Origin of the sequence: Streptomyces sp. CA-288835 (genome assembly GCF_050936385.1) — a bacterium.
Lineage (GTDB): Bacteria > Actinomycetota > Actinomycetes > Streptomycetales > Streptomycetaceae > Streptomyces.
On the sequence record NZ_JBNJMW010000001.1, the window covers coordinates 6,118,022 to 6,133,590 of the forward strand.

The 15,569-nt window shown below is 69.2% G+C and carries 13 protein-coding genes; 5 read left to right on the forward strand and 8 right to left on the reverse strand.

Annotated features, from left to right (window positions below):
* Nucleotides 1–63 precede the first annotated feature (63 nt).
* Together ACQEVY_RS27920 and ACQEVY_RS27925 are read left to right on the forward strand one after the other, a co-directional pair.
* Nucleotides 64–1,101 carry an ABC transporter ATP-binding protein gene (locus ACQEVY_RS27920; protein ID WP_432952168.1) on the forward strand — a complete coding sequence of 346 codons (1,038 nt, stop codon included), beginning with the start codon at nt 64–66 and terminating at the stop codon, nt 1,099–1,101.
* Nucleotides 1,088–2,041, forward strand: coding sequence for an ABC transporter permease (locus tag ACQEVY_RS27925; protein WP_432952169.1), 954 nt, complete (start codon nt 1,088–1,090; stop codon nt 2,039–2,041). Before ACQEVY_RS27920 ends, ACQEVY_RS27925 begins: the two co-directional genes overlap by 14 nt.
* Nucleotides 2,042–2,089: 48 nt before the next feature.
* Here ACQEVY_RS27925 and ACQEVY_RS27930 read toward each other — a convergent pair whose 3' ends face one another.
* On the reverse strand, nt 2,090–2,554 hold the full coding sequence (locus tag ACQEVY_RS27930; protein WP_432952170.1) for a VOC family protein: 465 nt from the start codon (nt 2,552–2,554) through the stop codon (nt 2,090–2,092).
* Between the two features lie 182 nt (nt 2,555–2,736).
* Here ACQEVY_RS27930 and ACQEVY_RS27935 point away from each other — a divergent pair, with 182 nt between their 5' ends.
* Nucleotides 2,737–4,362, forward strand: a complete 1,626-nt coding sequence (locus ACQEVY_RS27935) for an MFS transporter (RefSeq protein ID WP_432952171.1) — start codon at nt 2,737–2,739, stop codon at nt 4,360–4,362.
* Between the two features lie 49 nt (nt 4,363–4,411).
* A complete protein-coding gene (locus ACQEVY_RS27940) occupies nt 4,412–5,635 on the forward strand; it encodes a 4-hydroxybenzoate 3-monooxygenase (RefSeq protein ID WP_432952172.1) in 1,224 nt (407 codons plus the stop codon).
* Between the two features lie 52 nt (nt 5,636–5,687).
* On the opposite strand, the gene rarD is transcribed toward ACQEVY_RS27940, so the two are convergent.
* Both rarD and ACQEVY_RS27950 read right to left on the reverse strand, forming a co-directional pair.
* On the reverse strand, nt 5,688–6,599 hold the full coding sequence (rarD, locus tag ACQEVY_RS27945) for an EamA family transporter RarD (RefSeq protein ID WP_432955431.1): 912 nt from the start codon (nt 6,597–6,599) through the stop codon (nt 5,688–5,690).
* A 199-nt stretch (nt 6,600–6,798) separates the two neighbouring features.
* On the reverse strand, nt 6,799–7,653 hold the full coding sequence (locus ACQEVY_RS27950; protein ID WP_432952173.1) for an SDR family oxidoreductase: 855 nt from the start codon (nt 7,651–7,653) through the stop codon (nt 6,799–6,801).
* A 90-nt stretch (nt 7,654–7,743) separates the two neighbouring features.
* On the opposite strand from ACQEVY_RS27950, the gene ACQEVY_RS27955 reads away from it, so the two are divergent.
* The gene (locus tag ACQEVY_RS27955) at nt 7,744–8,151 is read left to right on the forward strand and encodes a winged helix-turn-helix transcriptional regulator (RefSeq protein WP_432952174.1); all 408 of its coding nucleotides are present in this window, start codon (nt 7,744–7,746) and stop codon (nt 8,149–8,151) included.
* Between the two features lie 96 nt (nt 8,152–8,247).
* Here ACQEVY_RS27955 and ACQEVY_RS27960 read toward each other — a convergent pair whose 3' ends face one another.
* From ACQEVY_RS27960 to ACQEVY_RS27980, 5 genes are all read right to left on the reverse strand, one after another.
* Nucleotides 8,248–9,327: a 2-oxoacid:ferredoxin oxidoreductase subunit beta gene (locus ACQEVY_RS27960; protein WP_432952175.1), complete on the reverse strand. Its 1,080-nt coding sequence runs from the start codon at nt 9,325–9,327 to the stop codon at nt 8,248–8,250.
* Nucleotides 9,320–11,251 carry a 2-oxoacid:acceptor oxidoreductase subunit alpha gene (locus tag ACQEVY_RS27965; protein ID WP_432952176.1) on the reverse strand — a complete coding sequence of 644 codons (1,932 nt, stop codon included), beginning with the start codon at nt 11,249–11,251 and terminating at the stop codon, nt 9,320–9,322. Before ACQEVY_RS27965 ends, ACQEVY_RS27960 begins: the two co-directional genes overlap by 8 nt.
* A 287-nt stretch (nt 11,252–11,538) precedes the next feature.
* Nucleotides 11,539–12,198, reverse strand: coding sequence for a response regulator (locus ACQEVY_RS27970; RefSeq protein WP_432952177.1), 660 nt, complete (start codon nt 12,196–12,198; stop codon nt 11,539–11,541).
* Nucleotides 12,199–12,675: 477 nt separating this feature from the next.
* Nucleotides 12,676–14,049, reverse strand: a complete 1,374-nt coding sequence (locus ACQEVY_RS27975; RefSeq protein ID WP_432952178.1) for a sensor histidine kinase — start codon at nt 14,047–14,049, stop codon at nt 12,676–12,678.
* Nucleotides 14,050–14,326: 277 nt separating this feature from the next.
* Nucleotides 14,327–15,523 carry a sensor histidine kinase gene (locus ACQEVY_RS27980; RefSeq protein ID WP_432952179.1) on the reverse strand — a complete coding sequence of 399 codons (1,197 nt, stop codon included), beginning with the start codon at nt 15,521–15,523 and terminating at the stop codon, nt 14,327–14,329.
* Between the last annotated feature and the right edge of the window lie 46 nt (nt 15,524–15,569).

The window sequence follows — 15,569 nt, forward strand, 5'->3', positions numbered from 1 at the left end:
ACAGGTGGTTGGCGCCCGGCCGGAGGATTCTGGCCGGGCGCCAACAGGGAGTTGAGGGAGTCGATGGCGGAACGGTCCACCGCGGAACCGGACACCGGACCGGACTCGGGACCGGGTCCGGGATCGGGCTCCGGGCCGGACAGTCGGCCGGATGCCGGACCGGACACGGTGATCGCCACCCGTGGGCTCACCAAGCGCTACCGCGGCGGGCAACTTGCCGTCGACGGCCTCGATCTGGCCGTACCGGCGGGCAGCGTCTTCGGCTTCCTGGGACCGAACGGCTCCGGCAAGACCACCACCATCAGAATGCTGATGGGCCTGATCGAGCCGACCTCAGGCACGGCACGCGTCCTGGGACAGCCCATGCCGCGCGCCACCCGCACGGTGCTCCCGCAGGTGGGGGCGCTGATCGAGGGACCGGCGCTGTACGGGTTCTTGTCCGGCCGTGACAACCTCCTGCGATACGACTCCGCCGACCCGACCGCCGATCCCCGCACCCGGCGTACGCGCGTCGCGGCAGCCCTCGACCGGGTCGGACTGACGGCCGCCGCAAGCAAGAAGGCGAAGGCCTACTCGCTGGGCATGAAGCAGCGGCTCGGACTGGCCGCGGCACTGCTCCAGCCGCGCCGGCTGCTTGTCCTGGACGAGCCGACCAATGGGCTCGATCCGCAGGGGATGCGCGAAATCCGTTCGCTGGTACGGGAGTTGGCGTCGGACGGTACGACCGTGTTCCTGTCCTCGCATCTGCTGGACGAGATCGAGCAGGTCTGCTCGCACGCTGCGGTGATGGCGCAGGGGCGGCTGATCACCCAGGGCCCGGTGGCCGAGCTAGCGGCCGGCGCTCGTGGCCGCCTGGTCGTCACGACGCCGGATGCGGGCGATGCGGCCCGCGTACTGAAGGAGCAGGGCGTGGCCGACGTCGTCGTCGAGGAGGACCGGGTGACCGGCGAGCCTCCGGACGACCGCGACCGTGACCTCGCCGAGGTGAACGCGGCGTTGGTGTCGGCAGGTGTCCGGGTACGGGGCTTCGGGCTCGAACGGGCTTCGCTGGAGGACGCGTTCGTGGCGCTTACGGGGGAGGGCTTCGATGTCGCGGGCTGAAGCATCCGAGGCCAGTGGGGTTTCGGGGATCTCTGAGGTCTCGGAGGTCACTGACGTCACCCCCGGCTCCGGTACCGCCGAGGTCGTCGGCGTACGGAAGCCGAGTCCGCTGTGGACCCTCGGCCTGCTGCGCAACGAGCTGGTGACCACCCTGCGCCGGTGGCGGACGATCGCGCTGCTGGGAGTGCTGGCCGCGGTGCCGGTGCTCGTCGGGATCGCCGTGAAGATCGAGACGAGTGACGGTGGGGGAGGGGGCGGAGGCGGCGGGGGACCGGCGTTCGTCTCGCAGATCACCAACAACGGACTGTTCCTGGTGTTCACGGCGCTGGCCGCGACGCTGCCCTTCTTCCTGCCGATGGCGATCGGCGTCATCGCTGGCGACGCGATAGCGGGCGAGTCGAACTCCGGCACGCTGCGCTATCTCCTGGTCGCACCCGCGGGACGTACGCGGCTGCTGCTCACCAAGTACGCGACCACGCTGGCGTTCTGCGTCGTGGCGACACTTGTCGTGGCCGTGTCGGCGCTGATCGTGGGGGCCTTCCTGTTCCCACTCGGCGAGCTGACGACGATCTCCGGCACGCAGATCAGCTTCGGTGAAGGGCTGGGGCGGGCGTTTCTGATCGCGCTGATCGTCGCCGCGTCACTGATCGGGATAGCGGCGCTCGGCCTGTTCATCTCGACGCTCACCGGCAGCGGCATAGCGGCGATGGCGACGACCGTGGGCCTGCTGATCACCATCCAGATCCTCGACCAGATACCCCAACTCCACGCGATACAGCCGTACTTCTTCTCGCACTACTGGCTGTCCTTCGCGGACCTGATGCGCGATCCGGTGTACTGGGACGATCTGCTCCGCAACCTCGGCCTTCAAGGGCTGTACGCGGCGGTGTTCGGCACGGCGGCGTGGGCGCGGTTCACCACGAAGGACATCACTGCCTGACCGATCACCGCCTGAGCGGCGGCTTGTATGGGTGGGGCGGTGGGGCGTTCAGTGGACGCAGAATTCGTTGCCCTCGGGGTCCGTCATGATGACCCACTCGCCGCCTGGTTCCTTCACCTCGCGCTCTACGGCCGCTCCCAGGTCCGTCAGTCGCGCGACCTCGGCCTGGCGTCGCCCGGGCTCGGTGTGTACGTCGATGTGCAGCCGGTTTTTGACGGTCTTCGGCTCCGGAACGCGCTGGAAGAGGAACCGTCGGCCGAGGCCCGTGCCGCTCTCCTTGTCGTACGGGTCCTCCGGGTGCCGTACGGCGATGAGGTCGCGCCAGGCCTTGTGGCCGTGGGACTCGACGGTGATCTCGGGCGGTACGGCGCCGAAGCCCAGCAGGCGTTCGATGAGGGCGCTGTTGTCCTCGACTTCGTAGCCGAGGGCGGCGGCCCAGAAGTCGGCCTGGGCGTGCGGGTCGGCAGCGTCGATGACGAGCTTCCAGTGCAGGGGCGTGGGCGACTGAGTCATGGAGGGACGGTACGACGGATGAGGGCTTCGTACGGGGTTTTTGCCCCGCCGTGGAGTCAGCTCGCTAATCCGTTTGATGAGCCTTGGAAGCTGCCGCAGGCTGGCCGTGGCTACAGGAGAGAACCGACCTTCAGTCGAGTGACCGCCTGTGACTCGCCGCCCTCTCTCGAAGGAGTCCCGCCATGGGCACCCGCGCCTGGGCCCTGCTGCTCGTTCTCTGCGGAACGATCTTCCTCGAGGGCATCGATGTCGCCATGCTGGCCGTCGCGATCCCCTCCATCCGGGCCGATCTCGACCTGTCCACGAACGCGGCGGCGTGGGTGATCAGCGCATACGTGCTCGGTTACGCCGGCTTCACCCTGCTCGGCGGTCGGGCGGCCGACCTCCTGGGCAGACGCCGGATGTTCCTCCTCTGGCTCACCGTCTTCCTCACTTTCTCGGGGCTCGGCGGTTTCGCCACGGAGGGCTGGATGCTGATCGTGGCCCGTTTCGTCACGGGCGTCTCGGCGGCGTTCATGACTCCGGCCGCGTTGTCCCTGATCACGACCTCGTACGAGGAAGGCCCGCAGCGCAACAAGGCCCTGCTCGTCTTCGCGGGCACGGGGGCCGGCGGCTTCTCCCTCGGCCTGGTCATCGGCGGCCTGCTGACCCAGCTCGGCTGGCGCTGGGTCTTCTTCGCACCGGTACTGCTCGCGGGGGCGATCCTGATCGCGGCGGTGCGCCTGATTCCGGCCCAGACCGGCGGAGGCCGGCAGGACGTAGCGGACGGGCGCCCCCAGCCCCGTACGACAGAAACAGCCGCAGCCGACCGCGAGACCGCAGCCGACCCCGAGACCGCTGCCGACCGTGAGACTGCAGTCGAGCGCGAGACCGCATCCGACAGCGAGACCGAAGCTGTCCGCCAGGCCGCGAGCGACCACCATGCGGCAGCCGGTCGCCAGGGCTTCGACTTCCTCGGTGCCGTCACTGCCGCCGGAGCCATGCTGCTCGCTGCGTATGCCGTCATACGTCTCGAACACGGCCTGGACGGCTGGCAGTTGACGGCCGGGGCAGCCGTTGCCGCCGGGCTTCTCGTCGCCGCATTCGTCGTCGTCGAACGCCGCAGCCCTGCGCCCCTCGTACGCCTGGGCATTCTGCGCAAGGCGTCGGTCGTACGGGCCGACCTCGGGGCGCTGCTCTTCGTCGGGGCCTTCTTCGGTTTCCAGTTCGTCGTCACGCTCTATCTGCAGGAACTGCGCGGCTGGTCGTCCCTCCAGACGGCGATAGCCCTGGTGGTGATGGGCTGCGACGCGATTCTGGCGCCGACGCTCACGCCCCGTCTAGTCAACCGGTTCGGCAACGGCCGGGTGATCCTCGGCGGCTTCGTCCTGGGGATCGTCGCGTACGGGCTCTTCCTGCCGGTCGGCATGGACTGGACGTACGCCGCGATGTTCCCCACGCTCCTCATATCGGGCATCGCCTTCGCCCTGGCCTACGGTCCGCTCACGATCGCGGCGACGGACGGCGTCACGGAGTCCGAGCAGGGCCTGGCGGGCGGCCTGCTGAACACTGCGACCCAGTTCGGCGCGGCGCTCGGCATCTCGGCGGTGACGGCGGTGTATGGCCTGGCCTCCTCCCCGGGTTCGGACCCCGAGTCCACCCTGTCCGCGTTCCGTACGGCGCTGATCGTGCCCGTCGTGATGGTGACGCTGGGAGCGCTGCTCTCGTCCTTCGGTCTGCGCGGCGGTCGGGGGAGGCGGGTGGCCGGAGTGACTGCCGAGGCGAGCGCCGGGACTGGCGCCAACCCGGCCCAGAAGTCGGTGAGTTGAGGATGCGCGGCACGCCGCACAGTGCGGTTACCGCCGACATAATGTCCCCATGACGGACACCACCGCCCCCACCTCCACAGAGCGTACGGAGCGCACCTCGGTCGTCGTCGTGGGTGCCGGTCCCGCCGGGCTCACCGTCGCCAATATCCTGCGTGCCGCCTCCGTGGACTGTGTGGTGCTGGAGGCGGAGAGCAGGGAGTTCATCGAGCAGCGGCCTCGCGCGGGCTTCCTGGAGGAGTGGGCGGTGCGCGCCCTGGAGCGGCGTGGCCTTGCCGACCGGCTGCTGGAGAACGCCCAGGTGCACAGCGAGTGCGAGTTCCGGTTCGCGGGGGAGCGGCACAGGTTCCGGTACGGCGACCTGTCCGGGCACCATCACTTCGCCTATCCCCAGCCGCTGTTGGTGACGGACCTGGTGCGCGTGTACGCGGATGAGCGGGGCGGTGACATCCGTTTTGGCGTACGCGACGTGGAGCTGGGCGCCATCGACTCGGATCAGCCCTCGGTGTCGTACACGGATCCGGACACGGGTGAGCGCGTACGACTCGACTGTGCGGCCGTCGCGGGCTGCGACGGTGCGCGCGGTGTCACCCGGGCGTGCCTGCCACCGGAGCATGTCGGCATCGCCCGGCACGAGTACGGCATCGGCTGGCTGGCGTTGCTCGCCGAGGCGCCGCCGTCCAACGACTGCGTCGTCTTCGGTGTCCATCCGCGGGGCTTCGCCGGACATATGGCCCGCAGCCCGCAGGTCACCCGCTACTACCTGGAGTGCCCGCCCGGCGACGACCCCGAGAACTGGTCCCACGAACGCGTCTGGGCCGAACTCCACGAGCGGCTCTCGGCGGGCGGGGCCCAGCCGCTCACCGAGGGGCGGCTGATCGAGAAGCGGGTTCTGGACATGCACAACTACGTCGTGGAGCCGATGGCGTACGGGCGGCTGTATCTGGCCGGAGACGCGGCGCACCTCCTGGCGCCGATCGGCGCGAAGGGCATGAACCTCGCGATCCACGACGCCCTGCTGCTGGGCGACGCGCTCGTCGCGTACTGCGGCAAGGGCGACGAGAGCGGGCTCAGCGGTTACTCGGCGGCCTGTCTGGGGCGGGTGTGGCAGTACCAGGAGTTCTCGACGTGGCTGTCGGACATCTACCACGGCGCCTCGTCCGGCGACCCGTTCCGGGCGGGCATCACCGCGGCCCGGCTGCGACGGACCCTCGCCTCGCCCACCGCCGCTGCCGGGTTCGCGGGGCTGTATATCGGCAAGGACGCGGATTACTGACGTACTGGATTTCTGACGTACTGACGACGGCAAGGACGCCGATTACTGACCCTCAGAGCCTGGGGCTGGGGCTCGAGGCCGGCCTCTGGATCTCCGGGACGTCCACCTCGGCCCCCGCCGCCTGCAGTGTCAGTCTCGCCCGGTGTGACGTCCGCAGCGCGTCCCACGTCAGCAGCGACAGCGCGGCCCACACCAGCGCGAACCCAGCCCACCGCTCGGCGGGCATGGCCTCGCGGAAGTACAGGACGCCGAGCAGGAACTGCAGCACCGGTGCCAGGTACTGGAGCAGCCCGAGCGTGGACAGCGGTACGCGGATCGCCGCCGCCCCGAAGCAGACGAGCGGCGCCGCCGTCACCACCCCAGTCGCCGCCAGCAGCGCCGCATGCCCGGCGCCCTCGGCTCCGAACGCCATGTCGCCCTGCCCCGCCAGCCACAGCAGATAGCCGAGCGCGGGCAGGAACTGAATCGCTGTCTCTGCGGCCAGCGACTCCAGACCGCTGAGGTTGACCTTCTTCTTCACCAGACCGTACGTCGCGAAGGAGAAGGCGAGGCAGAGGGAGATCCACGGCGGCTGCCCGTAACCGATGGTCAGCACGAGTACGGCGGCGAAGCCGATGCCGACCGCCGCCCACTGGGCGGGCCGCAGCCGCTCCTTCAGAAGGAGGACGCCCATCGCGATGGTGACGAGCGGGTTGATGAAGTAGCCGAGGGACGCCTCCACCACATGGCCGGTGTTCACGGCCCAGATGTAGACGCCCCAGTTGACGGTGATCACGGTGGCCGCGATCGCGATCAGGCCCAGTCTGCGCGGCTGCCGCAGCAGTTCGCCGGCCCAGGCCCAGCGCCGTATCACCAGCAGCGCGATCGCGACGAACCCGAGCGACCAGACCATGCGGTGGGCGAGGATCTCGACCGCTCCGGCGGGCTCGAGGAGCGGCCAGAAGAGGGGGACGAGTCCCCACATGCCGTACGCCGCGAAGCCGTTCAGCAGGCCTATCCGCCGCTCACCCCTGGACTCCACCGGCACGGCCTCTCCCCTCTCGCGCGGCTGCGAGCGCGCAGCCGTTCACGACGGTAGCGCCGAACACCCCCGCCTGTCATGGCCGTATCCACGATACGGTCATTACCAGCGGGGGTGGGATCCACGGGGCAGGTCGAGCAGGTCAGCCCTTGAGCGCCAGCGCGATCGAGTCCGCGATCGGCGTGGTCGGGCGGCCGATCAGCCGGGACAGGTCGCCGCTGGTGACGACCAGCTCGCCCTTCTCGACGGACGCGTCCACACCGGCGATGGTCGCGGCGACCGGCTCGGGCAGCCCGACGCCGGTCAGGATGCCCGTGTAGACCTCGACGGATACGGGGCTGTACGCGATCTCCTTGCCGGACTGCTTGGCCACCTCGGCGGCGTACTCGGCGAAGCTCCAGGCGATGTCGCCGCCCAGCTCGTACGTCTTGTTCTCGTGGCCCTCGCCCGTCAGCACGGCCACGGCGGCGGCTGCGTAGTCCGCGCGGGAGGCCGAGGAGACCTTGCCCTCGCCGGCGGCCTGGACGACGGCGCCGTGCTCGAGGACCGGGGCCAGGTTCTCGGTGTAGTTCTCGTGGTACCAGCCGTTGCGCAGCAGGGTGTACGTCACGCCGGACTCGAGGATCGCGGCCTCGGTGCCCCGGTGGTCGTCGGCCAGCGCGGCGGTCAGGCTGCCGGGAGCGCTGGTGTAGGCGAGGAGCGCGACCCTGGCGGCCTTGGCGGCTTCGAGAACGACCTTGTGCTGGCCCACGCGGTCGTTGCCGATCTCGCTGCCGGAGATGAGCAGCACCTTGTCGCCGGCGGAGAAGACGTTGTCGAAGGTCTCGGGAGCGCTGTAATCGGCGACGGCTATCTTCACGCCGCGAGCCGCGTAGTCGGCGGCCTTCTCCTCGCTGCGGGCGACAGCCGTGATCTGGTCGGCCGGGACCTTCTCCAGCAGGCCTTCGATGACGAGACGGCCGAGGTGTCCGGTGGCTCCGGTGACGACGATGCTCATGATGTTGCAGCTCCTTGTTGGTGGGTATGCACTAACCCTAGGGGCTGCACTAACTATTGGAAAGTACCCACTTTGAAGTAAGGTACTTGCATGGCCGTAAGCGCATCCGTCAAGACACCCGTCAACGCGTCCGTCACCAAGTGGAACGTCGAGGGCGAGGCGATGTGCCCGCATCGCCTCGTGCTGGAACACGTCACCAGCCGCTGGGGCGTCCTAGTCCTGATCCAGCTCCTGGACCGCCCGCATCGCTTCAGCGAACTGCGCCGTGCCATCGGGCGCGTCAGCGAGAAGATGCTCACGCAGACCTTGCAGACACTCGAGCGGGACGGGCTGGTCCACCGGGACGCGAAGCCGGTGATCCCGCCGAGGGTGGACTACTCACTGACGGACCTGGGCCGCGAGGCCGCCGAGCAGGTGCGTGCCCTGGCCGACTGGACGTCGCGCCGCATGGACGCGGTGCTGAAGGCGCGCGAGGAGTATGACGCCGCCAGGGAGTAGGCCCTCTCCGCTCCGCGACGAGTGACGTGAGGGCCTGGCCCTTGCGGTACGTCATGCACGTACCGCAACGCCCAAGCCCTCAGGCCCAACTACCGCTCAGCCCACGACAGTCCAGGTGTCCCCGCCCGCCAGCAGCGTCGCCAGGTCGCCCTTCCCGTTCTGCTCGATCGCCGTGTCCAGCTGGTCCGACATCTGGGTGTCGTACACCGGCCGGTCCACCGACCGGAAGACGCCGATCGGAGTGTGGTGAAGGGTGTCGGGGTCGGCCAGGCGTGACAGGGCGAACGCCGTCGTGGGGGACGGGGAGTGCGCGTCGTGGACCAGGATCTGTGCCTCGTTTTCCGGCGTGACGGTGACGGCCTTCAGGTCACCTGTCAGCTGATCCCGTACGACACCCTTGGCGCCGTCCGTTCCGAAGCGGATGGGTTGGCCGTGCTGGAGACGGATGACGGCTTCCTCGGCCTGTTGCTTGTCCTTGAGGGCTTCGAAGGCGCCGTCGTTGAAGATGTTGCAGTTCTGGTAGATCTCGACCAGGGCGGTGCCGGGGTGGGCGGCGGCCTGGCGCAGGACCTCGGTGAGGTGTTTGCGGTCGGAGTCCACGGTGCGTGCCACGAAGGACGCTTCCGCGCCGATGGCCAGCGAGACGGGGTTGAAGGGTGCGTCCAGCGAGCCCATCGGTGTGGACTTTGTGATCTTGCCGACCTCGGAGGTCGGGGAGTACTGGCCCTTCGTCAGGCCGTAGATCCGGTTGTTGAAGAGCAGGATCTTGAGGTTGACGTTGCGGCGCAGGGCGTGGATGAGGTGGTTGCCGCCGATGGACAGCGCGTCGCCGTCACCGGTGACGACCCACACCGACAGGTCCTGCCGGGACGAGGCCAGGCCCGTTGCGATGGCGGGCGCGCGGCCGTGGATGGAGTGCATCCCGTACGTGTTCATGTAGTACGGGAAGCGGGAGGAGCAGCCGATGCCCGAGACGAAGACGATGTTCTCCTTCGCCAGCCCGAGTTGGGGCATGAAGCCCTGCACGGCGGCGAGGACCGCGTAGTCGCCGCAGCCGGGGCACCAGCGCACTTCCTGATCGGACTTGAAGTCCTTCATGGACTGCTTGCCCTCGGCCTTGGGCACAAGGGAAAGCGCCTCGATCGTGTCCGTGCCTTCCGTGGTCGTCTCAGCCATCGATGGCCTCCTTGAGAGCCGTGGCGAGCTGCTCAGCCTTGAACGGCATACCGTTGACCTGGTTGTAGGAGTGGGCGTCCACCAGGTATTTCGCCCGGACGAGCGTGGCGAGCTGACCGAGGTTCATCTCGGGGATCACCACCTTGTCGTAACGCCCCAGCACCTCGCCGAGATTCCGCGGGAACGGGTTGAGGTGGCGCAGATGGGCCTGCGCGATGCTCTCCCCGGCCGCGCGCAGCCGTCGTACGGCCGCGGTGATGGGCCCGTACGTCGATCCCCAGCCCAGTACGAGCATCCGCGCGCCGTGCGGGTCGTCGACCTCGATGTCCGGGACGTCGATGCCGTCGACCTTCGCCTGGCGCGTACGCACCATGAAGTCGTGGTTGGCCGGGTCGTATGAGATGTTGCCCGTGCCGTCCTGCTTCTCGATGCCGCCGATACGGTGCTCCAGGCCGGGCGTGCCCGGGATCGCCCATGGGCGGGCGAGGGTCGCCGGGTCGCGTCTGTAGGGCCAGAAGACCTCGGTGCCGTCGTCCAGGGTGTGGTTCGGGCCCTGCGCGAACTGCGTGCGCAGATCCGGGAGTTCGTCGATGTCCGGGATGCGCCAGGGCTCGGAGCCGTTGGCCAGGTAGCCGTCGGAGAGCAGGAACACCGGGGTGCGGTAGGTGACCGCGATCCGGGCGGCCTCCAGAGCCGCGTCGAAGCAGTCGGCGGGTGTGCGCGGGGCTACGACCGGGACCGGGGCCTCGCCGTTGCGCCCGTACATCGCCTGCAGCAGATCCGCCTGCTCGGTCTTGGTCGGCAGACCGGTGGACGGCCCGCCGCGCTGGATGTCGATCACGAGGAGCGGGAGCTCGAGGCTCACGGCCAGACCGATGGTCTCGCTCTTGAGGGCCACGCCCGGACCGGATGTCGTGGTCACGGCGAGCGAGCCGCCGAAGGCTGCCCCCAGCGCCGCGCCGATGCCCGCGATCTCGTCCTCGGCCTGGAAGGTCCGTACGCCGAAGTTCTTGTGTTTGCTGAGTTCGTGCAGGATGTCCGAGGCTGGCGTGATCGGGTACGAGCCCAGGTAGAGCGGCAGGTCGGCCTGGCGGGAGGCGGCGATCAGGCCGTACGACAGGGCCAGGTTCCCGGAGATGTTCCGGTACGTACCGGTCGGGAACGCCGTCGTGGCCGGGGCGACCTCGTACGAGACCGCGAAGTCCTCGGTGGTCTCGCCGAAGTTCCAGCCGGCGCGGAAGGCGGCGATGTTGGCCGCTGCGATGTCCGGCTTCTTGGCGAACTTCGATTTCAGGAACTTCTCGGTGCCCTCGGTCGGCCGGTGGTACATCCAGCTCAGCAGGCCCAGCGCGAACATGTTCTTGCTGCGCTCGGCCTCCTTGCGGGAGAGGTCGAACTCCTTGAGCGCCTCCACCGTCAGCGTGGTGAGAGGCACGGGGTGGACGTGGTAACCGTCCAGGGAGCCGTCCTCCAGCGGGCTCGCGGCATAGCCGACCTTGGCCATCGCGCGCTTGGTGAACTCGTCCGTGTTGACGATCACCTCGGCGCCGCGCGGCACATCGCCGATGTTGGCCTTCAGCGCGGCCGGGTTCATCGCCACGAGCACGTTCGGGGCGTCGCCCGGGGTGAGGATGTCGTGGTCGGCGAAGTGCAGCTGGAACGACGAGACGCCCGGCAGGGTCCCGGCAGGCGCGCGGATCTCGGCGGGGAAGTTCGGCAACGTCGACAGGTCGTTGCCGAACGACGCCGTCTCCGAGGTGAAGCGGTCGCCGGTGAGCTGCATACCGTCACCCGAGTCCCCCGCGAACCGGATGATCACCCGGTCGAGGCGGCGCACGTCCTTCGCGCCCGCGCCCGCCGGTTTGCGCTGTTCTCCTACGACGGCTCCGTCGGCCTGTTCGGTTGGACTGACCTGGCTGGTCACTGAACTGGACCTCCCTCGAGGCGGCTGTCTGGGAGCGGCCTGCCCGCAAGCGCTCCCACCTTCAACCCTACGTCTGTAAGGGTCGCCTTCCCTCGGCCATTCGCATGATGGACACCACCTTGAGACCGTGGGACGCCCCGATTTGCCACGACTTATTCACCCTCTGGCCTCTTTTTCTGAGGACGCTCATGGCTCGTCCTTTGGTTCTAGGACGTTGTTCTGCGGAGTGGTTCTAGGGCGCTGTTCTACGGACGTGGCGTTCCGCTGTCGGGTCAGGTGGGGCCGGATCACGAGTTCAGGTAGGTCAGGACCGCCAGGACCCGTCGGTGGTCGCCGTCGCTCTGGGACAGGCCGAGCTTCAGGAAGATATTGCTGACGTGCTTCTCCACGGCGCCGTCGCTGACGACCAGCTGCCGGGCGATCGCGGAGTTCGTCCGTCCCTCGGCCATAAGTCCCAGGACCTCCCTCTCGCGGGGGGTGAGTCCCGCGAGTACGTCCTGCTTCCGGCTGCGGCCGAGCAGCTGGGCCACCACCTCCGGGTCGAGCGCCGTGCCGCCCCGGGCCACGCGTACGACCGCGTCCACGAACTCACGTACTTCGGCTACCCGGTCCTTGAGCAGGTAGCCGACGCCGTGGCTGGAACCGGCGAGGAGTTCTGTGGCGTACTGCTCCTCCACATACTGCGAGAGCACGAGTACCCCGAGTCCCGGGTGCTGTTTGCGCAACTGCACCGCGGCCTTGACGCCCTCGTCCGTGTGGGTGGGCGGCATCCGTACGTCTGCGACGACGACGTCCGGCAGTGTGCCCTGGGCCGCCAGTTCGGTGATGGTCTTGATCAGCGCCTCGCCGTCACCCACTCCGGCAACGACTTCGTGCCCCCGGTCGGTCAGCAGCCGAGTCAGGCCCTCCCTGAGCAGCACCGAATCCTCAGCGATGACCACTTGCACCCTGTCCTCCACGGTTTCTGGCCCCCCAGTCGGCGCAGGCTTGCGCGTAAGGGTCCAGCATTTCACCTCCGGTGGTTGGGCGGTCTGGGTTCGTGGGGGTTCGGTTGTCGGTTGTCGGGTGCGGGTGCGGGTGCGTTGTGGTTGCTCGCGCCCACGCGGCGGAGCCGCAAATTGACACAGCCCCGCGCCCCTTGGGTGGGTGGTGGGTGCGGGGCCGCGGTCCGGTGCGTCAGCCCGTCGCAGGGCGGGCATACGGCCCCTTGCTTCCACAGGGTGCTGGTGTGCCCAGACCGAAGCTAAGCGACGGGCATAGGACGCACCGGCCCACGTCCCCTCCCGCCGGTGAGTAAGTGACGGGTTCGTTGTGGCTGGCGGCTCGGGGAGCGCCCCTTAAGGGGCGCGGGGAACTGCGCGATCAGCCACGACGGGCCCGCAGCCGCCCATGAACCCCACCCACCCTCCCGGTAGGCGCCCTGCTCAACCGCCGGAGGCGGACGCATGGCGCCAAGGCAGCTCCGCCGTGACGCGCGTCGGCCCGCCGGCCGGAGAGTCGACGACCAGGATTCCGTCCACCGCGTCCAGGCGTTCGGCGAGACCAGCCAGGCCAGAACCGCCGGAGGCATCCGCTCCGCCGGCACCGTTGTCGACGACCTGAAGCATCAGGCGGTTGTCGACGCGCCAGACGTCGACGTACGCCCGCGTCGCCCGCGAGTGCTTGCTGACGTTCTGCAGCAGCTCGGACGCGGTGAAGTACGCGATGCCCTCGATGGCAGGCGCAGGCCGGGACGGCAGGTCCACCTCGACCTGAACCGGCACCGTGCAACGCGAGGCCACCGCGGACAGGGCGGCATCGAGCCCCCGGTCGGTGAGAACGGCGGGATGAATGCCACGAGCCAGGTCCCGCAGTTCCTGCAGCGCCGTCTTCACCTCGCCGTGCGCCTCGCCCACCATCCGGGCGGCCGCCTCCGGATCCTCCGCCAGCTTCTCCTTGGCCAGCCCCAGGTCCATGGCCAGTGCGACCAGCCGCGCCTGCGCCCCGTCGTGCAGATCCCGCTCGATACGCCGCAGATCGGCGGCGGCCGTGTCGATGACGACACCGCGGTCCGACTCCAGCTCCACGACCCGCGTCGCCAGCCGCGAAGGCCCGAGCAGCCCGCGCACCAGCAGCCCGTCCACCAGCGTCAGCGCCCGTACGATCCACGGCGTGGCCAGCGTGAGCAGCAGCCCCAGCAGCGCCGTCACGGTTATCTCGAAGGGGTTGTCCAGGTAGATCCGGTGCGTCTCGTCCCCGTACAGCTGAAGCCCGTCCTGTCCGACCCATACCGGGAAGACCCAGAACCACAGCGGATACGTCAGCATGGCCCAGCCGTACGCCCAGAAGTTGATCGCCACCACGAACGAGAACACGGCCCACGGGAAGTGCAGCACCGCGTACAGCAGATGCCGCCAGGACGCCCCGCTCTTGAGCATCGCGCCCATCCACGCCATCGGGCCCTGCTTCCGGACCCGCAACGGCTCCGGCGCCGCGACGTCCAGACCCAGCAGCCCGCGAGCCCGTGCCCGCTCCAGCGCGCCGAACCCGCGGCACCCCGCGAGCGCCGCCGCGAGCACCGGTATGCCGAGGAACGTGATCAGCAGGCCCGCGCCCAGCGACACCATCGTCACGGCGAAGGTGAACATCAGGATGCTGACCGGCAGGTTCAGCATCAGATAGCCGAACTCTTTCCAGCTGCGCGCCTCGAACGGCGCCCGCAGTGCGGCCGGGAGCCGGTGCCGCCGCCCCTCGACGCCCTCCCCGAGGAATCCGGGCCCAGCGTCTCGCCCGTATCCCTGTCCGTACTCCGTCGCCATGGCTGCCGTCCGTTTCTACTCGGTTCCTGTTCGGTCCGGTTGTCCGCTGTCGTAGCTCCACACTGCTCGGTGCCAGGCCCGCCGACCATGGAGTACGTCGGCGTCTTGGGGCGGGGGTTTTCCCTACCTAGCCGTACGACAAGCAGGGGCGTACGGCAGGAGAAGGCCGTGCAGCTGGAAGTGCCGTACGACAGGCAGTCGCAGTCGCAGTCGTACGGCAGGCAGTCGTACGGCGCGTAGCCCAGACGCCCGCCCGAGCGCGCCCGCAGCCGTCCGCCTACCTCCGTGCCGGCTCCTCCGTGCGGTCCCGCCACGGGAGTTCCGCCGTGATCGTTGTCGGGCCGCCTACGGGGGACTCGATGATGAACAGGCCGTCTACCGCGCCGAGCCGGTCCGCGAGGCCCGCCATGCCGGTGCCGCCGTCGAGGGAGGCGCCGCCGCGGCCGTCGTCCCAGACCTGTATGAGCAGGCGGTTGTCCGAGCGCCAGACGTCTACGGAGGCGGATCGCGCCCCGCTGTGTTTGCTGACGTTCTGGAGGAGCTCGGAGACCGTGAAGTACGCGATGCCCTCGATGGCCGCGGCGGGGCGCATCGGCAGGTCGGCGGTCACCTTGACCGGGACCGTGCAGCGGGAGGCCACCGCGGACAGGGCGGCGTCGAGCCCGCGATCGGTGAGGACGGCGGGATGGATGCCACGAGCCAGGTCGCGCAGCTCCTGGAGCGCCATCTTCACCTCGCCGTGCGCCTCCTCGACCATCGACGCCGCCGCGTCGGGGTCCTCCAGGAGCTTCTCCTTGGCCAGACCGAGCCCCATCGCGAGGTTGACGAGGCGTGCCTGCGCTCCGTCGTGCAGATCCCGCTCGATACGCCGCAGGTCGGCCGCGGCCGTGTCGACGACCACGCCCCGGTCCGACTCCAACTCGGCTATGCGCCGCTCCAGTTCGTCGGAGGGCGACAGCAGTCCGCGGACCATCGCCCGGTCCGCGTTGGCGAGCCCGCGCGCGATGAACGGCAGCACCGGCCACAGAACGAACAACGAGGTCAGCGTGATGGTGAAGGTGAGGATGCCCCAGGGCAACCGCATGAAGTCGTACAGCACCGTCCGCCAGCCGACCGGGTCCTTCAGCGCCATCCACAGCGCGGGGAGGAAGCCGCCCCGGCCTCGCCACGGCAGCGGACTCGGCTCGTCCACCCGTACTCCCAGCAGCGCCCTGGCCCGGCCCCGCTCCAGCTTGCCCAGCAGACGTGCGCCCATCAGCCCGCCCGCGAGCAGCGGAAGACCGATCACCGTCAGGGTCAGGAAGGCGCCAGTGGACAGGACCGTCACTACGTACGTGAAACCGATCAGCGACACCGGCAGGTTCGCCAGGAGATGCGCGATCTCCTTCCAGGTGTGCCGGTCGTAGGCGAAGCGCGCGGGCGGCGGCCGGTCGCCGACGTCCCGGGTGTCGGTGGCGATGATGCGTTCGGTCATAACGGCTAGCGTGCCGGGCCGCAGGCCGGAGCGCCATGAGGTGGAC